Source organism: Streptomyces sp. NPDC041796, from assembly GCF_055590785.1.
On record NZ_JBVJAH010000003.1, the window covers coordinates 221,827 to 245,670 of the forward strand.

Sequence of the window (23,844 nt, forward strand, 5' to 3'; positions counted from 1 at the left end):
CATGTCCGTCCACCCGGAGGTCCACCCCCAGGCGGCCGCGGCCGACCCGGTGGTCCACGCCCTGGGCACCCTGGGCTCCCCCGTCCAGGGCGCGGGACTGCGCACCGTACCGCTGGAAGGGCCGCACGTACTGTGGCTCGTCGTCGCGGGCGGGCTCGACCTGTTCGCCGTCGACGCCGCCCAGCAGGGCCACTGGCACTTCCTGGGCCGCCTGGAGGCCGGCAGCCTGCTCCTCGGCCCCGTCGAAGGCCCGCAGCACACCCTGGTGGGCCGGCCCACGCAGGACTGCGCGCTGCGCCGGATCGGGCTGCGGGAGCTGTACGCCGCGTACACCGACCCTTACGGGGGGCAGGACCCGTACGCCGGGCAGGACCCGTACCACCCCTACGGCGAGGCCACACCCCTGGAGCACGCCTTCGCCCTGGGCACCGCCCGCAGCCTGGGCGTGCTGTTCGAGGCGCCCCTCGACGACGGGCGCTCCACGGCGGACGAGACCGTCACCGACGACGACATGCTGTGGATGCCGGTCCCGCCGGGCGGCGTCCGGTACGGCGCCGCGTACGGCGCGGAGGCGGCGGGCGAACTGCTGGTCGACGGCGCGCTGTGGCAGCGGATGGTGAACCAGCAGTACCGGCTGCTGTCCGCCGTGGACCGCTGGATCGAGAAGCTGGAACGCGCCCACGAGGACCGGACTGCCGCCGGCATCAAGGCGGGCGAGACGGTCCGCGCGCGGGCCGACCAGGCGCTGCTGGCGTCGATCGGGCGGCCGGACCGCACGGGCCGGAAGAGGAGCTCGGCGGCGGACGACGACGCCACGTACGCGGTGTGCCGGCAGGTCGCCCGCGCGGCCGGGATCACGCTCGCCGAACCGTCGGCGAGCGGTGTGGCCGACGGGCGGACCGGCGCGGTGGAGCGCATCGCGGTCGCCTCCCGCGTCCGCACGCGCGCGGTGCGGCTGGAGGGGCGCTGGTGGCGCACGGACTCCGGGCCCCTGGTGGGCCACTGGGCGAAGTCGGGAGCCCCGGTGGCGCTGCTGTGGCGGCGCGGCCGGTACGAGGCGGTGAACCCGGCCTCGGGGCTGCGGATACGGATCGGGGCGGAGAAGGCGGCCGAGTTGGAGCCGAGGGCGGTGATGTTCTACCGCCCGCTCCCCGAGCGGCCCATGACGCCGTCACGGCTGCTGCGCTTCAGCCTGCGGGGAGCCGGGGGCGACGTACGCAACCTGGCTCTCGCCGGGCTGGTGACGGTGGGGCTCGGCGCGCTGGTGCCGGTCGCGACCGGCCGGATCCTCGGCGTGTACGTACCGGCCGCGCAGACGAGCCTGATCACACAGGTTGCCGTGGCCGTGATGATCGCGGGAGTGGTCTCCGCCGCGTTCATGCTGATGCAGAACCTGACGGTGCTGCGGATGGAGGGGCGCATCGAGAGCGTGCTCCAGCCGGCGGTGTGGGACCGGCTGCTGCGGCTGCCGACGAAGTTCTTCGCCGAGCGCTCCACGGGGGAGCTGGCGAGCGCGGCCATGGGGATCAGCGCGATACGCCGCGTCCTGACCGGGGTGGGTCCGGTGGCGGTGCAGGCGAGCACGGTGGGTGTGGTGAACCTGGTGCTGCTGCTCTGCTACAGCGTCCCGCTGGCGCTGGCCGCGATGGCGATGCTGCTGGTGATCGCGGTCGTGTTCCTCGGGCTCGGGCTGTGGCAGGTGCGCTGGCAGCGGCGGCTGGTCGAGCTGAACAACAAGCTCAACAACCAGGCCTTCCAGACCCTGCGTGGGCTTCCCAAGCTGCGTGTCGCGGCGGCGGAGAGCTTCGCGTACGCGGCGTGGGCACGGGAGTTCGCCCGCTCCCGCGAGCTGCAGCAGCGGGCGGGCCGGATCCGTAACGTCACCACCGTCCTCGACGCCGTCTACCTCCCGCTCTGTTCCCTCATCATGTTCGTGCTCCTGGCGGGCCCGGCACGCGGCCGCATGACGGCGGGTGAGTTCCTCACCTTCAGTACGTCGGTGACGATGCTGCTGACGTCGGTCACGCAGGTCACGGGGGCCCTCGTCTCGGCCGCCGCGGCGCTGCCCCTGTTCGAACAGATCAAGCCGGTCCTGGACGAGGCTCCGGAGGTCCGGGGCTCCACCACGCAGCCCGGTGTCCTGTCCGGCGCCATAGAGGCCCGTAACCTCTCCTTCCGCTACTCCGACGACGCGCCCCTCGTCCTCGACGACGTGTCGCTCCACATCAGGCCGGGCGAGTTCGTGGCGGTCGTCGGCCCCAGCGGCTGCGGCAAGTCGACCCTGCTGCGCCTGCTGATCGGCTTCGACCGGCCGGTGACGGGCAGTGTCCTGTACGACGGCCAGGACCTGACCGCCCTCGACCAGGCGGCCGTGCGCCGCCAGTGCGGTGTCGTCCTGCAGAACGCCCAGCCCCTCACCGGCTCGATCCTGGACTGCATCAGCGGCGCCGAGTCGTTCTCCCAGGAGGAGGTGTGGGCCGCCGCGGAGATGGCGGGTCTCGCGGAGGACATCAAACGGATGCCGATGGGGCTGCACACCATGATCGCGGGCGGTGGGGCGATCTCCGGCGGCCAGCGCCAGCGCCTGATGATCGCGCAGGCCCTGATCCGCCGCCCCCGGATCCTGTTCCTGGACGAGGCGACGAGCGCGCTGGACAACGAGGCGCAGCGCATCGTCATCGACTCCACGCGCCGTATCGACGCCACCCGGCTGGTGATCGCTCACCGCCTGTCGACGGTGCTGGACGCCGACCGGGTGATCGTCATGTCGGCCGGCCGCATCGTCGAGCAGGGCTCCCCTGCCGCGCTCCTCGCCGACCCCGGCGGGCACCTCTACGAGCTGGTACGCCGCCAAATGCGCTGACCGGACATCCTTCGAAAGGGTGGGATCGGCCCTCAGGGGCGCGCCGGTCCCCGAGAACGCGGAACCCCTCCTTACGAACCCCGCCCGGACGGACCGGGCGGCGCGTCCACGGAGGAACACATGCTCAGGAAGGCCTTTGCCTGCACGGCCCTCGTCGCCGCTGCCATGGCGCTCGGCACCGTCCCCGCCGCCGCTCACGGCGACGACGACAAGGACGACCACGGCAACTTCCACGCCTTCGAGTGGGACAAGGGCAAGTTCGCCGCCCTCGAGTCGGCCGGTGGCTCCAAGATCGCCGTAGGCGGCTGGCACAAGGGCGGGGCCATCGGCGCCGAGTGGTAAACGGCCCACCCGTCGAACGACGGCCGCCGGGACGACACGTGGTCGTCCCGGCGGCCGCCGCCGTCCCGGTCAGCCCTTGGGCGTGGCGACCGCACCCGAGTCGGTGAGGACTCCGGCACCCGTGGTGCGGGCCAGTTCCGCCGGCAGGTTCGTGGCGGAGGTCCGAAGTCCGGCGGTGTGGACCGGTGTCCAGCCGACCGCCGTCCCCAGCTTCTTCTTCGCGTTCGCGGCGTTGTGGGCGGCCACGAGGTCGGTCACCGCCCCGTTCACCACATTGCCGCGGCCCGCGACCGCACCCGTACCGTCACCGCTGAGCAACTGCGCCGGCTTCCGGTCGCCGGACAGCGTCCAGGCGTTGTGTTCGAGGACGATCCCCGCCCCGGCGCGGGCGTTGACGCTGTACTGGTGGGCGTAGCCGTTGAGCTTCGTCGTGTCGTAGTGGTTGTTGTAGATGTGGACGCGGCCGATGCGGGCCAGGGGCGCCCGCTGGGTGATGCCCTTCCACACGTTGTGGTGGATGGACACCCGCAGCTTGCCCTTGCTGTCGGAGTCGCTGCTGCCGATCAGCATCGTCTTGTCGTGACTGGTGAACACGTTCCGTTCGACGGTCACCAGGTCCGAGCCGTTGGTGATGTCGAGGGCCCCGTCGTGTACCTGGTACTTGCGCCCGAAGTAGGTCCTGCCCGCGCTGTCGTACGTCGGGGAGTCGGTGAACGTGTTGTGGTCGGCCCACACGTGCGTGGCGCCGCGCAGGCTGACCGAGTCGTAGGCGGAGTTCCACTCGCCCTTCGAGCCGTCGGTCGGGTCCCACTGCGGGAAGCAGTCCTCGGTGGCGCTGAACGTGAGGTTGCGGATGATGACGTTGTCCGCGTCCTGGACGACCACGCTCCCGCCCTTGATCCCGGCGCCGGTACCCGGCACGCCCACGAGGGTGGTGTTCGACGGGACCCGGAAGACGATGTTCTTCGCCTGCTTGGCCTGGGCCGCCCTGCGAGCGTTCTCCTGCGGGCCGGAGGGCATCTTCGACCGGCCCCACACGGCGGGGTCGTACGCCGCGAGGTAGGCGGCCGGTGTGTAGCCGGTGCCGGCCGCGTAATCGGCGCAGCGGCTCTTGTCGTTGGCGTCGATGGTGCCCTTGACGCGGATGATCCGCGGGGTGGTGCCGGAACCGGAGCCGAGTGCCTTCGCCAGTTCGGCGCGGGTGGAGACGGTGTACACATGGGCGTCGGTGGCCCTGGAGCCACCGGTCGTACCGGAGCCGTCGGCCGCCCAGCCGTCGCCCGCGGGCAGTGTCTGGTGCGCCAGGCCGGGGGCCGCGTTCGCGTTCATGACGAGCGGGACGGCGCTGAGACCGGCGGCCGCCACGGCCGCGGTGCAGATCAACGCCGTGCGCCGCCGACGGAAGGACCGGCGATGAGTGGGGGATGCCACAGATGAATCCTTAAGGAGATCGATCGGCGAGCCCCGGTTGTCGGGGCTTGTCACCCCTTGGTTGCCGCAGCGGCCGGAAAGGTTGCCGGCCGGATGATCCTTCGGCGTGAGTGCCCGCCCCAGAAAAAGGCCTCGCTGATTTTTTCGGAGCGTCTGCGCAGCTCCCGAGCGGTCTCCCATGCTGGAGGGGACGCCGTCGCCCCGAGGAGGGTGGTGAACTTCGGCTCCTGGGACGTCTACCTCGGTGAAGCACTGAGTGCGCCCGGACCTCTCGTCCGGTGGACCGGGTTCGTCCGGTCCTACTTGCCAGGACCCCGACAAAGGGGTGGGCAATGCTCCAGGTTCGCTCCCCTAGCACCACCAAGACAGGGCCCGAACCCGCCAACCGCCACGGAACACCGGGGCGGGGCAGCAGGGGACGGCCGAGGCCACGCACGGTCCTCATCGACCGTGCCCCGGGAAGTCCGGCCGCCGCGCTGAACGTTGTTCCGCCGGCGCCCCTTCTGCCGATCGGTGGAGTCCGATGAATGTGGACGATGCCGAGCGGCAGTTCAGTGAGTTCGTACGGACGTATGCCACCCGGCTCCTCGCATTCGCCATCAGGGTCTGTGGGAACCGGATACTCGCGGAAGACGTACTCCAGGAAGCCTTCGCCAGGATGTGGAAGGCGTGGCCGGACAGGAGAATCCAGGGCGAGGCACCCCTCGGCTGGGCGTACACGGTGGTCAGAAGTGCCGCGATCGATCTCCACCGCAAGGACAAGCGCCGCGTGGTGGGGAAGAAGAAGCACCCCCTGACCGAAGTGCCGTGGGACGACGACAAGGGCAACCGGATACCCGACGCGTGCGAAACCGCGGAAGAAGCCGTCTTCCGCGACATGGCGCGCGAACTGTGGGCTGCGGTGGCCACGTTGGACTCCACCCAGCAGGACCTGATTCATCTGATGTATGTCGACCAGATGTCGCTGAACGCCGCACGCCATGTACTGGGGCTTGCGGGGACGACGGCCGGCAGATATCACCAAGCCGCGCTGACTCGCCTGCGCGAGATCATCGGCGACAACGCATGAAAAGGAGGCACCAGGATGCACGACGCTGAAGGGCGTCTGCGCCTGGCCGCCGAATCCCTCAACAGGGAAGCCCTCCGGTTCGACGCCGAAGCCTTCACCCAACGGGTGCTGGACAGGCTCGGTATCGAGCCCTCGCGTGAGGGCTGCGCTGGGGATTCCTCGCTCCGGGCCGGCCGCCCGCCACAGGCCGGCCCGGAACGAGGCGGAAGGCGCAGAGACGGTGACCGCCCCGGTCACGACGAGTTCTTCGACCTGGAGCTAGAGGAACTCGTGCACGACACCACTCTTCATACGCAGCCGCGGACATTGCGCAGGATCGCCGAACTCACGGAGTATCTCGGGCACGGGGCCGAGGCACGTGAGTGGTGGATCCGTGCCGCTGAGGGGGGAGATCCGCTGGCGAAGCTGACCGTTGCGGAGTGGAGGGGACCATCAGGTGGGCCCGGGAGAAGGCAAGCTCGCGGAGGATGAGACGGCGTACGGAACGCCCTCTCCGTCCACATGGTGACCGACGAGGAAAGGAGGCCGGTAAAAGGTATCGCGAGCCGTCCGGGACCACGTTCCCGGCAGCACACCGCGTGCCGGACAACGCTCCGCCGGGGTCGTATCCGGCGAGAAGTCCGTTCCCGTGGCTGAATGGTGCTCGGGGGAGCTCCGATCAGTAACGGGACCACCGGGGGGCATCACCGGAGGGATATGGGTGATGGCCTCCGCGGCCGACGGACAGGAATTGTCCGGGCACGCGTAAGGAGGGCGGTCTTCACCGACAACAGGTCGGTGAAGACCGCCTTTCCCTTTCTCACGCCTACTGACCAGGCACTGGTGAACGCCGGGATGTGCGACGTCTTCCCCAGTAGCACCCGCACATCACCGGCCGACCACCCCAGGGAGGGGACGTGCACAGCCCGCACGGCTTCCAGTTGCTCAACGAGACGGCCCCGAGCGCCGTCCTCACCGGTCACCACCTCGCCGCCCAGGGGGGCGGGGCCACCCCGGTCCTGCTGGGCCTCCTCAGCGCCCTGGTCACCATCGGCGTCGCCGTGACCGGCTGGAAACTGGCCCACCACTGGCGCCGCGTCGACAACCATCGCGCCGATCTGACGGAACTGGCGAAAACCCTGCGCCGCATCCGCGTACACGTCCAGCTCCTCGCCGACCAGGACGCGCTGCTGACGGAGGCGGACTGTCCACGGCTGCGCACGCTGATGTACGAGCTGGCCGGCGCCGACGCCGCGTCCACCTCGACCCCCGAAACGACCCAGGTCGTCACCGAAGTCGTCACCGGGCTGCACGCCCTGCTGAACACCGCGGTACCGACCGCGACAGGCGCCGGTCCCGCCACCCTGACCCAGGCACGAGCACAGGGACGCGCCGTACAGGTCGCCCTCGCCGCCATCACCCGGGCCCAGGGCTCCATCCACCGCTTGCGGGACCGCTGACGGCCGGCACGGAGCGTTCCCTCCAGGCGGGCCGTGGCGGCCGAACAACGCAAAATGCTGGTCGGGAAAATCCCGACCAGCATTCGGTGGTGTCCGAGGGGGGACTTGAACCCCCACGCCCGATAAAGGGCACTAGCACCTCAAGCTAGCGCGTCTGCCATTCCGCCACCCGGACAAGGTGTCTGCCGCTCGCTGGGCTGTTCCCCGCGGCGACATGGATAACTCTACCAGGGGTTCGAGGTGCCCTTCACCCGCATATCCCGTGGTCAGACGGCCGGGGCGGGCCGTCGCCGGGGACGCTCGGGCGACACACACGGAGCGTCCCCAGGAGTGCACCGAGGGTAGGGATAGCGTGCGGGGCGTGAGCTTCGTACCGGAACCGCGCAGACCCCGCATGTTGTCGCCGCTGCGGGAGCATCTGCGGGACACCTTCTGGTTCGCCCCGACCGCGGGGCTGGTGTGCGTGTTCGTGCTCTGGCTGGCGGCGGCCGCGGCCGATGCCGCGATCGTCGACCACCTGCGGGAGCAGCAGGCGTACGACGAGATCGCCGATCTCGCCGCGATCGCCGACGACGCCAAGACGATCGTGGTCACGGTCAGCTCCGCCATGATGACCTTCATCGGCGTCGTCTTCAGCATTTCTCTGGTGGCCCTGCAGATGGCCAGCGGTCAGCTCACCCCCCGAGTGGTACGGATCTTCGTAAGGAGCCGGATCAGCAAGCTGACGCTGTCGGTGTTCCTGTCGACGTTCCTGTTCTCGCTGCTGGTCCTGACCTCGTACGAGAGCGAGACCCGACCGGAGAGGATCACGTCCGTACCGCTGGTGCAGTCGGTGGTCACGCTGCTGCTGGTGGGGCTGAGCCTGCTGCTGTTCATCGCGTACGTGACCACCACGCTGCGTCTGATGCAGGTCGGGCCGGTGGTGGAGCAGATCACCCGGGAGGCGTTGCGGGTGCTGGCGCGGCAGCCGGCCGGAGGGCGGGAGGTGGCGGTGCTGCCGCCCGAGACCGGGCGGGTGGTGCACCGGGCACGGGCCGGGGTGCTGCGCGATGTGGACGTGGCGCGGCTGGTGCGCTGGGCGCGGCGGCACGACGTGGTGCTCCGGCTGATCCCACGCATCGGGGACCATGTGGTGCCGGGCACACCGGTGCTGGCCGTGCACGGCGGGCGGACGACGCCGGTCCCGGGTGTCCTGCGGTCGGCGGTGTCGGTGGGGGTGGAGCGGACATTCCACCAGGACGTGTCGTTCGGGCTGCGGCAGCTGGTGGACATCGCGCTGAGGGCGATGTCGTCGGCGGTGAACGATCCGACGACGGCGGTGCAGTGCCTGGACCGGATCGTGCAGTTCCTGGCGGACGTCGCGCCGCGCCCCCTCGGTACCGTGCGGCACCGCGACCGGCGGGGCGTGGTCCGGCTGGTGCAGGACGTACCGGGGTGGAGCGACCTGGTCGATCTCGCTTTCGCCGAGCTGAGACTGTGCGCGGCGGGCAGCCCGCAGGTCACCCGGCGCATGCTGGCCGGCATCGACGATCTGCTGCTGCTCGCGCCCGGGGAACGCCGGGAGCCTCTGCTGCGCCACCGCTCGCTCCTCCAGCAGGCCGTGGAGGGTACGGTGGCGCAGCCCGCCGACCGGGTGTTCGCGCTGGGCCCCGACCGGCAGGGCATCGGGTAGTGGCCCGGCCGGCGGTCCGGCGGCTCCGTCGGTCCCTGTCGCGGTCCGGCCGGTCGCCCTCGCGTCTGGCGGTCCCTCCTGGGCAGTCCTTCTCGCGTCTAGCAGTCCTTCTCGCGCAGTGAGTGGAGGTGCGCGCTCGACTTGCGGGCGAAGGTGAAGGACTCGACCGGGTTGTCGTGTTCGGCCTGCCAGTGATGGTCGCGCCGGCCGCCGTGGGTGCGGGTGACCGCCGAGATGAAGCGTTGGTAGTCGATGTCTCCGTCCCCGACGTCCACCATCCGGTAGCCGTCGCGGGCGGAGTCGTCGCGTTCACCGTCCTTGACGTGGAAGAGCGGGTAGCGGTCGGGCTGCTTCAGCACGTAGGCGAGCGGGTCGAAGGGCGCGGGCGTGCCGTCGGCGCGCCTGCCGAACCGGAACTGGCCGGCGTACGCCCAGTAGATGTCCATTTCCAGGTAGACGAGGTCGGGGTCGGTCTCGGCGAGGAGGACGTCGTAGAGGCGGACGTCGGGCCGGTCGGTGGCGAAGGAGAACTCCTCGGCGTGGTTGTGCTGGTAGAACTTCATGCCGCGCTTCTTCGCCTCGGCGCCGTAGTGGTTGAACTCCTCGGCGCAGCGCTTCCACCCGTCGACGGTGGCGCCGTAGCGCCATGGGCCGGAGGCGGTGCCGATGTGCTTGAGGCCGAGGGCCTGGGCGTCGTCGAGGACCTTCGTGAGGTTCTGGGCGAAGGTGTAGGCGCCGGGGTCGGAGGAGTAGTAGCCGACGTGGCTGCCGATGGCGCGCAGGCCGTGGTCGCGGGTGAGCCGCCTGAGCCGGTCGAGGGTGAGGGGGCCGGCGGAGCCCTGGCTGTAGCCGGCGTACTCGACCTCGTCGTAGCCGAAGCGGCGGAGCTCCTCGAAGACCTTGGCGAAGCCGAGGGTGGAGACCTTGTCGCGCAGGGAGTACAGCTGGATGCCGAGGCGGCCGGGTGGCAGGACGGGCCGTCCGTGGCCGCCGCCGCTCGTGGCGGTCTCGGTGGCCGACGCGGTGGTCGCGCCGCCGAGCAGGGCGGTGGCCGTGGCGCCGGCGGCGACGCCGAGCATGTTGCGTCTGCTGAGCCTGTGCGCGAGTTCGGGGTCGGTCGTCCTGGTCGTGCGCGGCATGTGGATAACTCCTCGTTGTCGGTGGTGTCTGCTTCACTGGAGATCGCTGGAGATCGCCGGCGATCGCTGAAGATCAGTGGAGCCCGGCGAGCCGGAGCAGCAGCGATTTCACCTCGGTGGCCGCGACGCGGTCCCGGAGTGCGCGGGGGGTGGAGCACACGATGAGCGGACCTTCGTCATCGCTCGTGGGGAGGCGGCCATGGCTGCCACGAATAGGTGAGGGATCGAGGGGCACGACCGCCAGGCGGTAGCGCATGCCCAGTTTCTTGCGGGCGATGGCCGTGGCCGCCTTGAGGCGTACATAGGGGTCGAGGGGGTCCAGGAACAGCTCGACGGGGTCGTAGCCGGGCTTGCGGTGGATCTCGACGAGCTGGGCGAAGTCGGGCGCGTGTGCGTCGTCGAGCCAGTAGTAGTACGTGAACCAGGCGTCGGGTTCGGCGAGGGCGACGAGCTCGCCCGAGCGGGGGTGGTCCAGTCCGTGGGCCTTTTTGCCCTCGTCGTCGAGGAGCGTCTCGATGCCGGGCAGGTCGGCGAGGGCGGCGCGGGCGGCAGCCATGTTCTCGGGGTTCTCGGGGTGCCGCACGTAGACGTGGGCGATCTGGTGGTCGGCGACGGCGAAGGCCCGGGAGGCCATGGGGTCGAGGTATTCCATGCCGTCCTGGGTGTGGACCTCGAGCAGCCCGGCGCGGCGCAGGGCGCGGTTGATGTCGACGTGCCGGTTCACCCGGGTGATGCCGTATTCGGACAGGGCGACGACGGTTCGGCCTTCGGCCGTCGCGTCGTCGAGGAGAGGGGCCATGGCGGCGTCCAGGTCGGTGGCGGCCCGGTGGGAGCGCGGGTCGTCGGGGCCGTATCGCTGGAGGTCGTAGTCGAGGTGCGGGAGGTAGCACAGGGCGAGGTCGGGGGTGCGGGTGCGGATGATGTGGCGGGTGGCGTCGATGATCCACCGGCTGGAGACGATGTCGGCCCCGGGGCCCCAGAAGTGGAAGAGGGGGAAGGTGCCGAACTTCTCGGTGAGTTCGTCGTGGAGGGCCGGCGGACGGGTGTAGCAGTCGGGTTCCTTGCGGCCGTCGGCGTAGTAGACGGGGCGGGGCGTGACGGTGATGTCGGTGTCGGCGCCCATGGCGTACCACCAGCAGATATTGGCGACGGTGTAGCCGGGGTGGGCGCGGCGGGCCGCGTCCCACAGTCTGTCGCCGGAGACGAGGCCGTTGTGCTGGCGCCACAGCAGGACGTCGCCGAGTTCGCGGAAGTACCAGCCGTTGCCGACGATGCCGTGTTCGGCGGGGAGGGTGCCGGTGAGGAAGGTGGACTGGGCGGCGCAGGTGACGGCGGGCAGGACGGTGCCGAGTGGGGCGTGGGAGCCGTTCCGGGCGAGCCTCTTGAGGTGGGGCATGTGGTCGAGGAGCTGGGGGGTGAGGCCGACGACGTCCAGGACCAGGAGGGGGGTGGGCCGGTTCATGGGAGTTCCTTCAGACCGAGGTCGGTGAGGAGGTCGCGGGCGAGGGTGAGTTCGGCGGCGATGCCGTCGGCGAGCCGGCCTCTGGTGCGGGGGTTCCGGCCGGGTGGGAGGGCCTGCCAGGTGTAGGTCTCGACTTCGAGGTGGCGGGTGTGCGGGGCGGGGCCGCCGACGAGCCGCGCCAGGGTCTCGCGGAGCACGGGCAGGGTGGAGGTGAGGGGCGCGGGGGGAGGGCTGTGCAGCGGGACGTGGAAGTGGGCGCGCCACGGGCCGCCGTCGGGGAGCGTCTCGCCGTCGAGGGCCTCGGGGAGGTCGTCGGTGCCGCGCAGGCCCGCGGCGGTGCTGGTGCGGGTCTGGTGGAGGAAACGCGGTTCGGCGAAGGCGGCGAGTGCCTCCCGGACTTCGGGGAGGTGGGGGTGTTCGGCGTGGAGAGCGGCGGAGAGCTGGGCCTTGGGGATGGGGATACGGGCCGCGACGAGGCCGTCGAGAGCGGTGTGCGGATCTTCGAAGGAGGTGGCGAGATGACAGGTGTCGACGCAGATGCCGATGCGGGGGCTCGATACGGCGGTGAGCGGGCCGATCGCGTCGGTGGTGGTCTCGATCACGCAGCCGGGCTCGGGTTCGAGCGCGACGCGGACGGACTTGCCGGTGAGCTCCTCCAGGGCGTCCAGGCGCTGGGCGAGGGTGGTCAGCGCGGTGCGGGCGGTGTCGGCCGCGGCGGTGTCGAAGGAGGTGCGCCAGGCGAGGGGCAGGGTGGAGACGGACCCTTCGGTGACGTCGTCGGGCAGGAGCGCGGCGAGGAGGCGGGCCAGGTCGGTGGTGTGGGCCAGGCGCTCGGGGCGGGTCCAGTCCGGCTGGTACACGCGGTACTTGACCTCGTCGGCGCCGAAGCCTTCGTAGGGGAAGCCGTTGAGGGTGACGACTTCCAGTCCGCGTCGGTCGAGTTCGGCGCGCAGTGCGCGCAGGGCGGACGGGTCGGCGGTCAGGGCGTGTGCGGCGGCTTTGGCGAGCCAGAGGCCGATGCCGAGGCGGTCGCGGCCGAGGCGTCTGCGGACCGGTTCGCAGTGGTCGCGGAGCTGGGCGAGGACTCCGTCGAGTGTTTCGGCGGGGTGGACGTTGGTGCAGTAGGCGAGGTGGATGGTGGAGCCGTCCGGGTGGCGGAAGCGCATGGCCGGGCTCCTCTCATTCCCCGCCGCGGAGGACGGAGTTGCCCTCGTGGAGGGGGTCCGGGGAGGGGAGGTCGAGGTGAAGGCGTCCGCTGAGGCCGTAGAAGGCGACGGGGTTGCGCCACAGGACCCGGTCGACGTCGTCGTCGGTGAACCCGGCGGCGAGCATGGCGTCGCCGACCTTGCGGGTCTTGAGGGGGTCGCTCTTGCCCCAGTCGGCGGCGGAGTTCACCAGGACGCGCTCGATGCCGTAGGTCTTCAGGATGGCGACCATGCGGTCTTCGTCCATCTTGGTGTCGGGGTAGATGGAGAAGCCGAGCCAGGCGCCGCTGTCCGTGGCTTCCTTCACGGTCGTCTCATTGAGGTGGTCGAGCAGGACCCGCTCCGGGGGGAGGTGGGATTCGCGGATGACGTCGATGGTGCGGCGCAGTCCGGCGAGCTTGTCCCGGTGCGGGGTGTGGACGAGTGCGGGGAGGCCGTGGTCGGCGGCGAGCTGGAGCTGGGCGGCGAGGGCGGTGTCCTCGGCGGGGGTCATGGAGTCGTAGCCGATCTCGCCGACGGCGACGACGGAGTCCTTGACGAGATAGCGGGGCAGAGCGTCGAGGACGGGGGTGCAGCGGGGGTCGTTGGCCTCCTTGGGGTTGAGCGCCAGGGTGCAGTGGTGGGCGATGCCGTACTGGGCGGCGCGGAAGGGTTCCCAGCCGAGCAGCGCGTCGAAGTAGTCGTAGAAGCTGGCGGGCGAGGTGCGGGGCTGACCGAGCCAGAAGGAGGGTTCGACGAGGGCGCGGACCCCGGCGTCGTACATCGCCCGGTAGTCGTCCGTGGTGCGGGAGGTCATGTGGATGTGCGGGTCGAAGATGCGCATCAGGACTCCTCCGGAGGGACGGTCAGGGCGAGGACGCGGTGGACATCGGCGGGGACGGCGCGGCCGGCGGCGGTGCGTTCGGCGGCGTGGTCGGCGAGCATCCGGGCCAGTTCGGTGTCACCGTGGGCCCGCCGGGGCAGCTCGGCGACGGCGTCGACGGGGACGCCCGTGAACAGGCACTTGAGGACGGCGTGACGCCAGGAGTGAGGGTCGAGGTGGGCGGCGGCGTAGGGGCCGACGGCGGCTGCGACCAGCCGGGTGTCGTTGGTGCGCAGGGCGTCCTCGACGAGGGGCAGGGCCTCCGGGCCCGGGACGAGCGAGGGGAGGGCGAGCAGGACGGCGCGGCGCTCGGCGGCGGTGCCGTGCCGGTAGAGGCGGGTGAGGGTGTCGGTGCCGGCGCGGGCCGCGTGGAGGAGGAGGGTGCGTACCGAGTCGGCGTGTTCGGGTGCGCAGTGGCGGCCGGCGGAGGCGAACCGCAGTTCCCAGGAGGCCGACACGTAGGGGCTCGTCGGCTCGGGCGGTGCGGCGGCGGCCTGCGCGGCCTCGGCGAGGGCTTCGTCCAGCCAGGCGCGGGCGGCGTCGCCGAGCCGGTCGTCCAGTTCCTTGCGGGTCGTGGTCATGGCGCCGGTGCACCCTTCGTGCCGGTCGAATCGTGGAGGAATTCGATGGACTTGCGGGCGAGTTCGGGGCCCGCGTGGGAGTGGCGGGGCAGTTCGACGACCGTGAGGCCCTGATAGCCGGTGGCGGCGAGGGCGTCGAGGACGGGCGGGAAGTCGATCTCTCCGTCGCCGAACGGGAGGTGTTCGTGGACGCCGCGTCGCATGTCCTCGATCTGGACGTGCCGCAGCCAGGGTGCGGCGTCGCGTACGCAGTCGGCCGGGGGCACGGGCTCCAGGCACTGGCAGTGGCCGATGTCGAGGGTGAGGCCGAGGAGGTCGGTCCCGGGGTCCCCGAGGGTGCGGCGGAGGTGGTGGAAGTCGGCGAGGGTGGCGAGGAGGTGACCGGGTTCCGGTTCGACGGCGAGCGGGATGCCGCTGGTGGCCGCAGCGTCCAGGACGGGGGTGAGGGACTCTTCGAGCCGCGTCCAGGCGGTGGTGGTGTCGGTGGGCGGGATGTCGTCGGGGGCGATGCCGCTGAAGCAGTGCACGGCGTGCGCGCCGAGGTCCGCGGCGACCTGGACGGCACGGACGAGGAGGCGGCTGCGGGCGGCTCGGCCGTCGGGGTCGGGGTCGAGGAGGGAGGGGCCGTGTTTGCGGCGGAGGTCGAGCACATAGCGGGCGCCGGTCTCGACGGTGACGCCCAGGCCCAGGTCGCCCAGTCGGCGGGCCACCCTCGCGGTGCGGGCGGCGAGGTCGGGGGCGAGGGGGTCGAGGTGCATATGGTCGAGGGTCAGGCCGACGCCGTCGTAGCCGAGGTCGGCGAGGAGGACGAGGACGTCGTCGAGCCGGAGGTCGGTGAGGCCGTTGGTGCCGTAGCCGAAACGGAGGGTGGTGGGAGCGGTCATGTGGGGCTCACCTTCCGGGCAAGTGCGCGGGCGAGCGGCACGAGACCCATGAGGGAGAGCCCGGCGCCGACGGCCCCGCTCCGCGCGGCGAGCGTGGCCTGGAGGGGGATCATGGCGCGGATGCCACCGCCGACTGCGCGCTGGGTGAGGGGCGGTGAGGGGTTGAGCGCCGCGTGGAGGAGGGGTACGGCGGCGGTGCGGAGGTAGGTGGCGGCGAGGGCGGCCGTGGTGACGCTCCGCGCCTCTCCCCCACTCGCCACCGCGCCCGGGCCCCGGGACCTGGTGGACGCCGGTGTCGGGTCCGTGGCCCGCGACCCCGCGCGGCCGGTGTGGGGCGCCTTGTGGGCGCGTGCCGCGAGGGCGCTCAGGGCGGCGGTGGCCACGAGGGCGGCCAGCGGAGTCGCCGTCGAACCACCGCGCGCCTCATGCCGGGAGACGGCGGTCACCGCGTAGGTGTGCGCCCCGAGCAGCGCGGCGGACGCCAGGGCCGCCGACGGGCGGACGGCGGGCGCCGACCGGGCGTCGCGGGCCGCCGACAAGCGGCGGGCGGGCGCCGACCGGGCGTTGCGGGGGCCTGACGGACGGGGCGCGGCGGACGCCAGGGCTGCCGACGGGTGGGGGGCGGGGGGCTTGGGCCGCACCGGGCTGCGTGTCGCGCGGGGCGCGGTGCCGGCCGGGGGCGTCGACGGGGCGGTGCTCGGCAGGGACACCGGGGGCGTGGCGGGTGTTGGCCGCGGGAGGCGCGAGGTGGCCGGGGAGGCATGGCGGGGGTGGTCGGTGGACGGGGTGGTGCGCCCTCGGCGCGCTCTTCCGGCCGGGGCCGGGCCGACGGCTGTGGCAGTGGCAGTGGCAGTGGCAGTGGCGCCGAGGAGGAGGTCCAGGGCGCGTGCCGTGGCCATGGCGGCGGGGGCCGCGCGGGTGTGCTTCAGGCGGAGGTCGTACGCCCAGACCGTCGTCGCCAGGGCGGTCGCCACCGTCAGCGGCGTGCGGCCCGCACGGGCGGCGAGTGCGAGGCCCGTGGCCGTGAGGAGCATCGAGGCGGCCAGGGCGGCGGGCGGCGTGACGCGGCCCGAGGGGATGGGGCGGTGCGGGCGGTCGACGGCGTCCTCGTGGCGGTCGGCCCAGTCGTTGAGCGCCATGCCCGCTTCGTACAGGCAGAGGGAGGAGCCGATGGCCAGTACCGTGCGCCGGTTGGGGCGCGCGCCCACGGCCGCGGCGCCCGCGAGGGCGTCACCCGGCACGGAGAACAGGGCGGAGACGCGCAGGAGTTCCGCCCAGGCCCGGAGGCGGGCCCGACGCGGGCGCCCGCCGACCGGCCGCCCGGCCCCATCGGCGTCCGACGGGTCCCCACCCGAGGGGTCCCCGCCCGACAGGTCCGCGCCCGACGGGTCCGCCGTGCCGCCCCGGCGCGTCATCGGGCGTCCCGGAGCCGGGCCGCGAAGGAGAGGAGCGCGGCGTACTGCTCGGAGAGGGCCGCCGGTCCGCCGTCGGGGTCCTTGAAGTAGAAGCCGAGCTCGGGAAGGGCCCCCGAGAGGCCGGCCTCGTGGGCGCGGGCGACGAGACGGGCCAGGTCCAGGACCAGGGGGGCGGCGAGGGCAGAGTCGCAGCCCTGCCAGATGGTCTGGAGAACCATCCGGGAGCCGAGGAAGCCGTCGAAGGCGATGTGGTCCCAGGCGGTCTTCCAGTCTCCGAGGGCCGGGACGTCGTCGATGTGGACGTCGCCTTGCGGCACCGTGCCCAGGGTGTCGGCGAGGACGCGTTCCTTGCCGGCGTTCTTCGCGGCGGCCGCGGCGGGGTCGGCCAGCGCCGCCCCGTCTCCGCCGCCCAGGAGATTGGTGCCGGACCATGCGCGTACGGCCAGGGCGCGTTGCACGAACATCGGGGCGAGTACGGAGCGGAGCAGTGTCTGGCCCGTCTTGCCGTCGCGGCCCGCGTGCGGGAGGCCGGAGGTGGCGACGGCGTCGGCGAGGGCCGGGGTGCGCAGCCCGGTGGAGGGGGTGAAGTTGACGTACGGGCAGCCGGCTCGCAGCGCGGCGGCCGCGTAGAAGGAGCTGGGTGCCGAACGGGGGTCGTCCGGGCCGGGCGCGGGTTCCGTGGAGGCGACGTTGATCACGACGGTACGGGCGAGACCGTGGCGGCGTGTGAAGTCGGTGATGTCGGAGGTGAAGGACGTGATGAGCTCGTCGTCGCTTCGCGTGTCCCCGGCCAGGGGCCCTCCGGGGCGGATCTCGGCGTCGGCCGCGGCGAGTTCACCGTGGACGGCCGTGGCCAGGCCGTGCGGGAGGACGCCCGCCGAGGTGAGCTCCTCCGCGCGTTTGGGCAGCGGGCACGCCACCGTGTCGTGACCGCCGAAGACGAGTGAGGAGAGGGCGGGGAGACCGGATCCGGCGAACGGCGGGGTTTCGGTGACCATGCCCGTCGGCGGGTGCAGCCCGGCGGCTACGGCCGCGCACCCCGTCATGGCGGTCGTGGCGACGGAGCCGCGCGCCCCGACGAACCAGACTCCGACGGCTCCGACGTCTCCGACACGACGTTCGTCGAACATGGCCAGCCTCCCTGGGTGTGGTGCGTTGGAGACGGCGGGCGAGGGGTACGGCGCCTCCCCGCCCGCCGCCGGCTTGTGGCGGGAGCGGCCCTACGAGGGCAGCTCCTTGAGCTGGATGTCACGGAAGGACACCTGGTCGTCGGCACCGTGGTTCTGGATGCCGATGTGGCCGTCCTTCAGGCTGCGGACCGGGTCGGTGTTGGTGAAGTCGTTGATCTTCACTCCGTTGAGGAAGACCTGGAGCCGCTCCCCCTGGACCTTGATCTCGTAACTGTTCCACTGGCCGGGGGGCCGCAGGACCTGGTCACGGGCTTTGACGTTCGCCGACTTGAAGCCGTAGACGGCCCCGGTGGTGCGATCGGCGGCGTCGGTGGCGTCGATCTGGATCTCGTAGCCCTTGTTCACGGCCGACCAGGGGTCGTCGGACGCCGGGAACCCGACGAAGACCCCGGAGTTGTCGTCGCCCGCCATCTTCCAGTCCAGCTTCAGCGAGTACGACGAGAGCTCCTTGGCCTGGTACCAGAGCATCCCCATGCCGCCCTCGGTGCGCAGCTCACCGTCCACGACGGTGAACTTCCCCGGTCCGGCCTGCTTCCAGCCCTCCAGGGTGTGGCCGTTGAAGAGGGAGCGGTAGCCCGTCCGGGGCTCGCAGTCGGCGCGGACCTGTCCGGTGGCATAGCGGAGGCCGCCCAGCAGGTGCTGCCGGAAGGCCGGCTCGGCGTAGGACGCGGCGGTGTGACCGCCTCCGGTGTAGAACGCGCGCCCGCCCTGGTACGCCTGGCACCAGGCGATCGGGTGGTCGCCCTTCATGGTGCCGCCCTGATAGGTGGTTTCGTCGAGGGTGGCGAGGACGCGGGCCTGGCCGCGCGGGTTGGTGCGGTAGTTGTACCACTCGTCGGTGCGTTCCCAGGACGGGCCGAGGTGGGCGGTGGCCGGGTGCTGGTGGTCCTCGACGCGCACGGTGGCGGGCTGGATGTGCGGGTGGGAGGCGAAGTGGGCACCGACGAGGCCGCCGTAGAACTCCCAGTCGTACTCGGTGTCGGCGGCCGCGTGGACACCGACGTAGCCGCCGCCCGTGGCGACGTAGTTCTCGAACGCCTTCTGCTGCTCGGCGTCGAGCACGTCACCGGTGGTCGACAGGAACACCACCGCGTCGTACCGGGCGAGGTTGTTGGTGGTGAACTGGGCCGCGGTCTCGGTCGCGTCGACCGTGATGTTGCTCGACGCCCCCAGTTCCTTCAGGGCGGCGATGCCGGCCGGAATGGAGTCGTGCCGGAAGCCGGCGGTCCTGGAGAAGACCAGGACCCGCTTCGCGGTCCGGTCGACGGGCGTGTTCGACAGCTCGAAGTCGTCGAGGTCGTACAGGGCGCCCGTGCCGCCCTTGAAGACCAGGAAGAGCTGTGTGGTCCGCTTGGGTACGGCCCGCAGCGGGACGTCCACGTCCTGGAAGGTTTCCCACCCGCCGGTCACGGGCACCGGGGCGGAGCCCAGCAGCGGGCCGGTCGCGGAGCCGGTGCGGACCTCCAGGAAGCCGCCCACGCCGCCCGACGAGATCCGGGCGGTCAGCTTGGTGGACCCGGTCAGGTGGTAGGGCGTGAAGGAGATCCAGTCGCCGTTGTCGATGTCACCGACGGTCTTGCCGCCATGCGCGGTGGCCTTGTCGTACGTACGGGTCCCGGTCTGTGCCGAGAAGTGTTCGGCCTGCCGGTGCCGGGGCTGGAGCTGGGCCTGGTCGTGGCTGGTCAGCGCGGCCTGTCCACCGCCTCCGCCGTCGGTGTACTCGGCGTCGAAGACCCCGAAGATGTTGGCGTTCGGATCGTGGCCGCCGTCCGCCGACGTCTTGATGGTGCCCGAGCAGCCGTTCGCCGAGGTCACCGGGTGGCCGTGGCTGTCATGGCCGAGGATGTAGGTGACCTTGACCTTGGCGCAGTCGATGGTGCCGTCCTCCGGGTCGGTGACGGTCACCTTGAACGGGATCTCGTCGCCGAAGCTGAACAGGGCGCCGTCCTTCGGCAGGTCGAGCGTCACCTTGGGCGCGGTGTTGCCGACGACCACGTGCACGCCGGCGGATCCGGTGCGGCCCGAGGTGTCGCGTGCGGTGACGGTCGCGGTGTAGGTGCCGTTCTTGCGGTAGGTGTGCGTCGGGTTCGCGGCCGTCGACGTCCCCGTGCCGTCACCGAAGTCCCAGCTGTAGGTCAGGGTGTCACCGTCGGCGTCCGTGGTGCCCGCCGACGAGAAGGCGACCCGCAGCGGGGCCGTGCCGGACGTCCTGTTCGCCGACGCCTCGGCGACCGGTGAGCGGCCTCCGGTGGCGTTCTCGATCCGGTAGAGGCCGGAGTTCTCGTCGCCGCCGAACCAGGCGGTGCCGTAGTCGAGGACGTACAGCGCCCCGTCCGGGCCGAACGCCATGTCCATCACCTGTGTGCCGGTCCACGGCACCGGGTTGACGGCCCGCACCGCCCCGTCCGGACCGTGTTCGATGCGTTTGATCCAGCGGCGCCCGAACTCGCCGGCGAAGAAGTCGCCGTCGTACGCCTCCGGGAACTTCACCGGGGAGGGGTTCGAGGCGTCGTACCGGTACGCCGGCCCGCCCATCGGCGACTCCGATCCCGAGCCGAACTCGGGCACGGATCCGCCGTCGTACGGGATCCACGCGGGCTCGGCCGGCGGGAGTTCGGTGAGGCCGGTGTTGTGGGGGGAGTCGTTCCTGGGCGCGGCGCAGTCGAAGGAGGCGCCGGAGGTCTTGGTGGCGAAGTCGTAGTCGACGTAAGGGTCGTTGTCGCCGGTGCAGAAGGGCCAGCCGAAGTTGCCCGGCTCGGTCACGCGGGCGAATTCGACCTGTCCGGCCGGGCCGCGCTGGGGGTCGGCGGCGCCCGCGTCGGGCCCGTAGTCGCCGACGTAGAGCACGCCGGTCTTCTTGTCGACGCTGAAGCGGAACGGGTTGCGGAACCCCATCGCGTAGATCTCGGGCCGTGTCTTGGCCGTGCCGGGGGCGAAGAGGTTGCCGGCGGGGACCGTGTAGGAGCCGTCGTCGGCGACCTTGATGCGGAGGATCTTGCCGCGCAGGTCGTTGGTGTTGCCGGAGGTCCGGCGGGCGTCGTAGGCGGGGTTGCGCGTCGGCCTGTCGTCGATCGGGGTGAAGCCGTCGGAGGCGAAGGGGTTGGAGTCGTCGCCCGTCGACAGGTACAGGTTGCCCTGTGCGTCGAAGTCGATGTCACCGCCGACGTGGCAGCAGATGCCGCGCGTCGCGGGGATGTCGATGACCTTCTTCTCGCTGGTGTTGTCGAGGGTCCCGTCCGGCTTGAGCGTGAAGCGGGAGAGCCGGTTGACGCCGTCGTACCGGGCGAAGTCCGCGGCCGTGCCGTCGTTGGGGGCGTCGCCGGCCGGGGTGTCGAGCGGGGGCGCGTAGTACAGGAAGAGGGCGCGGTTCTGTGCGAAGCCGGGGTCGAGGGCGACGCCCTGGAGGCCCTCCTCGTCGTGGGAGTAGACCGGGACGGTGCCGATGACCTTGGTGTTGCCCGCGGCGTCGGTACGCCGTAGTTCACCGTTCCGTGAGGTGTGCAGCACGCTGCGGTCGGGCATCACGGCGAGCGACATCGGTTCGCCGACCTCCTCGCCGCCCTTGGCGAGGGTGACCTGCTGGAACTGCTCATCGGCCGCCGCGGGTACGGGCGCCTCGGCCGCCGTGCCCGGTGGGGCTCCGAGGGCGAACGACGTCATGGCGAGGACGCCGCCGGTGAGGAGGGCGAGCGCGTTGCGTGCTCCGAGCCGTTTTCTGTGCACGAGTGTCCTCCGGAGAAAGGCCGGGGTGCGGGCTGTTGCCTCGATGGGGCGGCCCGGCGGGAAGTGGTGTCCCTGCTGAAGCCGCACCGGGATGTCCGGGGACCGGCGTGCGCCGTCACGCTGGTCGTGGGTCGGGAGTGGGTCCAAGCCTGCTGCGATGTCCTGTACACCTCACAGGGCCGTACACGGGAGGGACGTTAGCCGGGTTGGTCCGGCACCGAAAGCCCTTGTGCGGAAGAGGAGTTGTACTTTTTCCCCGCGCTGGACAAAGCCTTGGCCGGGCAGCCCGGCGCGCCCGGTGGCGGAAACCGCCACCGGGCCGTTGACCTGCCGTTCTCTCCTACTCCGAGCCGCCGAACGCCGCGTCGAAGGAGGCCGTGGGCGGCTCGAAGTCGTACCGCTTCAGCGTGGCAAGCGCTTCCGGTGCGCCGGTCAGCCGGTCCATGCCCGCGTCCTCCCACTCCACGGACACCGGCCCGTCGTACCCGATCGAGCGCAGCATTCGGAAGACGTCCTCCCACGGCACGTCACCGTGCCCGGCCGACACGAAGTCCCAGCCGCGCCGCGGATCGCCCCACGGCAGGTGCGAGCCGAGCCGGCCGTTGCGCCCGTCGAGCCGGCGCCGCGCCTCCTTGCAGTCGACGTGGTAGATCCGGTCCCGGAAGTCGTACAGGAAGCCCACCGGGTCCAGGTCCTGCCACACGAAGTGACTCGGGTCGAAGTTCAGCCCGAAGGCCGGGCGCCGGTCCACCGCCTCCAGGGCCCGCTGTGTGGTCCAGTAGTCGTAGGCGATCTCACTGGGGTGGACCTCGTGGGCGAACCGCACGCCTTCCGCGTCGAACACGTCCAGGATCGGGTTCCAGCGCTCGGCGAAGTCCTCGTATCCGCGCTCGATCATGCGCTCTGGCACCGGCGGGAACATCGCCACCAGGTGCCAGATGGACGACCCGGTGAACCCGATGACCGTGCGTACGCCGAAGGCGGCGGCCGCCCGCGCCGTGTCGGCGAGCTCCCTCGCGGCCCGCCGCCGTACGCCCTCATGGTCGCCGTCGCCCCAGATCCGCGCCGGCACGATGGCCTGGTGCCGCTCGTCGATGGGATGGTCGCAGACCGCCTGGCCGACCAGGTGGTTGGAGATCGCCCAGCACTTCAGGCCGTACTTGTCGAGCAGCGCCCGCCTCCCGTCCAGGTACGAGGGGTCGGCCAGCGCCTTGTCGACCTCGAAGTGGTCGCCCCAGCAGGCGAGTTCGAGGCCGTCGTAACCGAAGTCGCGGGCGAGGCGGCAGACCTCCTCCAGCGGCAGATCGGCCCACTGGCCGGTGAAGAGGGTGAAGGGACGTGGCACGCGGACCTCCTACAGCGACACGGGGGTGTAGACGGCGTTCTTCTCGGCGCTCTCCTCCACGGCCGCCAGTACGCGCTGCACCTGCAGCCCGTCCGCGAAGGACGGCGCCGGCTCGGCGCCCGAGGCGATGGCGTGGACCAGGTCACGCGCCTGGTGGGCGAAGGTGTGCTCGTAGCCGAGGGCGTGGCCGGGCGGCCACCACGCCTCCAGGTACGGGTGGTCGGGCTCGGTGACGAGGATCCGCCGGAAGCCGGCCGATTCGGCCGGGTCACTCCCGTCGTAGAACGAGAGCTCGTTCAGCCGTTCCAGGTCGAAGGCGAGTGAGCCGCGCTGCCCGTTGAGCTCCAGCCGCAGCGCGTTCTTGCGGCCCGCCGCCATCCGCGTCGCCTCGAAGGACACGAGTGTCCCCGACGTCAGCCGCCCCGTGAACACCGCCGCGTCGTCCACCGTCACCGTTCCGCGCTCGGCGCCCCCCGACGCCGAGAGCCCGGCCGACGCCCCGGCAAGCAGCGGCCGCTCGCGCACGAAGGTCTCGGTGAGCGCCGACACCCCCACGAGCGGCTCCCCCGCCAGGTACTGCGCGAGGTCCACGATGTGGGCGCCCAGGTCGCCGAGCGCGCCGGATCCGGCGTGCTTGCGTTCCAGCCGCCAGGTCAGCGGGAAGTCCGGGTCGACGAGCCAGTCCTGGAGGTACGTCACCCGTACGTGGCGCAGCGCGCCCAGCCGCCCGTCGGCGACGAGCTCCCGCGCGTACGCCATGGCGGGCACGCGCCGGTAGTTGAATCCGACCATGGCGGCCTGCCCCCGCGCCCGGCCCCGTTCGGCGGCCGCGGCCATGGCCTCCGCCTCGGCGACCGTGTTCGCGAGGGGCTTCTCGCACAGGACGTGCTTCCCGGCCTCCAGGGCGGCGATGGCGATCTCGGCGTGGCTGTCGCCCGGGGTGCAGATGTCCACCACGTCCACGTCGTCGCGTGCGACGAGGTCACGCCAGTCGGTCTCCGCGTCCGCCCAGCCGTGTCTGTCCGCGGCCGCCCGCACGGCGGCGGCGTCGCGTCCGCAGACGGCGGCGAGCACCGGCCGCAGCGGCAGGTCGAAGACACGGCCCACGGTGCGCCAGCCCTGTGAGTGGGCGGCGCCCATGAACGCGTACCCGACCATGCCGATCCCGATTGTCCGTCCCTGCTGCGCCTGCGCCATACGGGTTCCTCCTCGTCGGTTGCTC

18 protein-coding genes and 1 tRNA gene are annotated in these 23,844 nt (G+C 71.7%); 6 read left to right on the forward strand and 13 right to left on the reverse strand.

The window, feature by feature from the left end; all coding sequences use genetic code 11:
• Position 1 precedes the first annotated feature (1 nt).
• Complete coding sequence (locus ACZ6C1_RS07165; RefSeq protein WP_469238646.1) at positions 2-2,863, forward strand: NHLP bacteriocin export ABC transporter permease/ATPase subunit; 2,862 nt, start codon at positions 2-4, stop codon at positions 2,861-2,863.
• 120 nt (positions 2,864-2,983) lie between these two features.
• A complete protein-coding gene (locus tag ACZ6C1_RS07170; RefSeq protein ID WP_469238648.1) occupies positions 2,984-3,205 on the forward strand; it encodes a hypothetical protein in 222 nt (73 codons plus the stop codon).
• A 69-nt stretch (positions 3,206-3,274) separates the two neighbouring features.
• Here the strand turns inward: ACZ6C1_RS07170 and ACZ6C1_RS07175 are convergent, their stop codons facing one another.
• A complete protein-coding gene (locus tag ACZ6C1_RS07175) occupies positions 3,275-4,636 on the reverse strand; it encodes a pectate lyase family protein (RefSeq protein ID WP_469238651.1) in 1,362 nt (453 codons plus the stop codon).
• A gap of 529 nt (positions 4,637-5,165) precedes the next feature.
• Between ACZ6C1_RS07175 and ACZ6C1_RS07180 the strand changes: the two genes are divergently transcribed.
• The 3 genes from ACZ6C1_RS07180 (at position 5,166) to ACZ6C1_RS07190 (ending at position 7,144) form a co-directional block, all read left to right on the forward strand.
• A complete protein-coding gene (locus ACZ6C1_RS07180; RefSeq protein ID WP_469238653.1) occupies positions 5,166-5,705 on the forward strand; it encodes an RNA polymerase sigma factor in 540 nt (179 codons plus the stop codon).
• 15 nt (positions 5,706-5,720) lie between these two features.
• Positions 5,721-6,176, forward strand: coding sequence for a hypothetical protein (locus ACZ6C1_RS07185; RefSeq protein WP_469238655.1), 456 nt, complete (start codon positions 5,721-5,723; stop codon positions 6,174-6,176).
• A gap of 425 nt (positions 6,177-6,601) precedes the next feature.
• Positions 6,602-7,144, forward strand: coding sequence for a hypothetical protein (locus ACZ6C1_RS07190; RefSeq protein ID WP_469238657.1), 543 nt, complete (start codon positions 6,602-6,604; stop codon positions 7,142-7,144).
• Positions 7,145-7,231: 87 nt separating this feature from the next.
• On the opposite strand, the gene ACZ6C1_RS07195 is transcribed toward ACZ6C1_RS07190, so the two are convergent.
• A tRNA-Leu gene (locus tag ACZ6C1_RS07195) sits at positions 7,232-7,319 on the reverse strand.
• 219 nt (positions 7,320-7,538) lie between these two features.
• On the opposite strand from ACZ6C1_RS07195, the gene ACZ6C1_RS07200 reads away from it, so the two are divergent.
• On the forward strand, positions 7,539-8,816 hold the full coding sequence (locus ACZ6C1_RS07200) for a DUF2254 domain-containing protein (protein WP_469239076.1): 1,278 nt from the start codon (positions 7,539-7,541) through the stop codon (positions 8,814-8,816).
• 98 nt (positions 8,817-8,914) lie between these two features.
• Here ACZ6C1_RS07200 and ACZ6C1_RS07205 read toward each other — a convergent pair whose 3' ends face one another.
• The 11 genes from ACZ6C1_RS07205 to ACZ6C1_RS07255 form a co-directional block, all read right to left on the reverse strand.
• A complete protein-coding gene (locus ACZ6C1_RS07205) occupies positions 8,915-9,955 on the reverse strand; it encodes a sugar phosphate isomerase/epimerase family protein (protein WP_469238659.1) in 1,041 nt (346 codons plus the stop codon).
• A gap of 73 nt (positions 9,956-10,028) precedes the next feature.
• Complete coding sequence (locus ACZ6C1_RS07210; protein ID WP_469238661.1) at positions 10,029-11,417, reverse strand: nucleotide pyrophosphatase/phosphodiesterase family protein; 1,389 nt, start codon at positions 11,415-11,417, stop codon at positions 10,029-10,031.
• On the reverse strand, positions 11,414-12,583 hold the full coding sequence (gene eboE / locus ACZ6C1_RS07215; RefSeq protein WP_469238663.1) for a metabolite traffic protein EboE: 1,170 nt from the start codon (positions 12,581-12,583) through the stop codon (positions 11,414-11,416). The genes ACZ6C1_RS07210 and eboE overlap by 4 nt, the downstream gene beginning before the upstream one ends.
• A 13-nt stretch (positions 12,584-12,596) precedes the next feature.
• Positions 12,597-13,445, reverse strand: coding sequence for a TatD family hydrolase (locus ACZ6C1_RS07220; RefSeq protein WP_469238665.1), 849 nt, complete (start codon positions 13,443-13,445; stop codon positions 12,597-12,599).
• Complete coding sequence (locus tag ACZ6C1_RS07225; RefSeq protein ID WP_469238667.1) at positions 13,445-14,065, reverse strand: EboA domain-containing protein; 621 nt, start codon at positions 14,063-14,065, stop codon at positions 13,445-13,447. Before ACZ6C1_RS07225 ends, ACZ6C1_RS07220 begins: the two co-directional genes overlap by 1 nt.
• Positions 14,062-14,949, reverse strand: coding sequence for a sugar phosphate isomerase/epimerase family protein (locus tag ACZ6C1_RS07230; RefSeq protein ID WP_469238669.1), 888 nt, complete (start codon positions 14,947-14,949; stop codon positions 14,062-14,064). Before ACZ6C1_RS07230 ends, ACZ6C1_RS07225 begins: the two co-directional genes overlap by 4 nt.
• Positions 14,946-16,364, reverse strand: coding sequence for a UbiA family prenyltransferase (locus tag ACZ6C1_RS07235; protein ID WP_469238670.1), 1,419 nt, complete (start codon positions 16,362-16,364; stop codon positions 14,946-14,948). The genes ACZ6C1_RS07230 and ACZ6C1_RS07235 overlap by 4 nt, the downstream gene beginning before the upstream one ends.
• The gene (locus ACZ6C1_RS07240; RefSeq protein WP_469238672.1) at positions 16,361-17,494 is read right to left on the reverse strand and encodes an inositol-3-phosphate synthase; all 1,134 of its coding nucleotides are present in this window, start codon (positions 17,492-17,494) and stop codon (positions 16,361-16,363) included. The genes ACZ6C1_RS07235 and ACZ6C1_RS07240 overlap by 4 nt, the downstream gene beginning before the upstream one ends.
• A 90-nt stretch (positions 17,495-17,584) precedes the next feature.
• Positions 17,585-21,277 carry a ThuA domain-containing protein gene (locus ACZ6C1_RS07245; protein WP_469238674.1) on the reverse strand — a complete coding sequence of 1,231 codons (3,693 nt, stop codon included), beginning with the start codon at positions 21,275-21,277 and terminating at the stop codon, positions 17,585-17,587.
• 340 nt (positions 21,278-21,617) lie between these two features.
• On the reverse strand, positions 21,618-22,622 hold the full coding sequence (locus ACZ6C1_RS07250) for a sugar phosphate isomerase/epimerase family protein (protein WP_469238676.1): 1,005 nt from the start codon (positions 22,620-22,622) through the stop codon (positions 21,618-21,620).
• A 9-nt stretch (positions 22,623-22,631) separates the two neighbouring features.
• Positions 22,632-23,819, reverse strand: coding sequence for a Gfo/Idh/MocA family protein (locus ACZ6C1_RS07255; protein WP_469238678.1), 1,188 nt, complete (start codon positions 23,817-23,819; stop codon positions 22,632-22,634).
• Positions 23,820-23,844 lie beyond the last annotated feature (25 nt).

Coding starts and splice junctions, on each gene's coding strand:
- eboE (WP_469238663.1), bottom strand. CDS start 12,583: ATGCGCTTCCGCCACCCGGACGGCTCCACCATCCACCTCGCCTACTGC.
- ACZ6C1_RS07220 (WP_469238665.1), bottom strand. CDS start 13,445: ATGCGCATCTTCGACCCGCACATCCACATGACCTCCCGCACCACGGAC.
- ACZ6C1_RS07200 (WP_469239076.1), top strand. CDS start 7,539: ATGTTGTCGCCGCTGCGGGAGCATCTGCGGGACACCTTCTGGTTCGCC.
- ACZ6C1_RS07210 (WP_469238661.1), bottom strand. CDS start 11,417: ATGAACCGGCCCACCCCCCTCCTGGTCCTGGACGTCGTCGGCCTCACC.
- ACZ6C1_RS07230 (WP_469238669.1), bottom strand. CDS start 14,949: ATGACCGCTCCCACCACCCTCCGTTTCGGCTACGGCACCAACGGCCTC.
- ACZ6C1_RS07185 (WP_469238655.1), top strand. CDS start 5,721: ATGCACGACGCTGAAGGGCGTCTGCGCCTGGCCGCCGAATCCCTCAAC.
- ACZ6C1_RS07255 (WP_469238678.1), bottom strand. CDS start 23,819: ATGGCGCAGGCGCAGCAGGGACGGACAATCGGGATCGGCATGGTCGGG.
- ACZ6C1_RS07240 (WP_469238672.1), bottom strand. CDS start 17,494: ATGTTCGACGAACGTCGTGTCGGAGACGTCGGAGCCGTCGGAGTCTGG.
- ACZ6C1_RS07235 (WP_469238670.1), bottom strand. CDS start 16,364: ATGACGCGCCGGGGCGGCACGGCGGACCCGTCGGGCGCGGACCTGTCG.
- ACZ6C1_RS07225 (WP_469238667.1), bottom strand. CDS start 14,065: ATGACCACGACCCGCAAGGAACTGGACGACCGGCTCGGCGACGCCGCC.
- ACZ6C1_RS07165 (WP_469238646.1), top strand. CDS start 2: ATGTCCGTCCACCCGGAGGTCCACCCCCAGGCGGCCGCGGCCGACCCG.
- ACZ6C1_RS07205 (WP_469238659.1), bottom strand. CDS start 9,955: ATGCCGCGCACGACCAGGACGACCGACCCCGAACTCGCGCACAGGCTC.
- ACZ6C1_RS07170 (WP_469238648.1), top strand. CDS start 2,984: ATGCTCAGGAAGGCCTTTGCCTGCACGGCCCTCGTCGCCGCTGCCATG.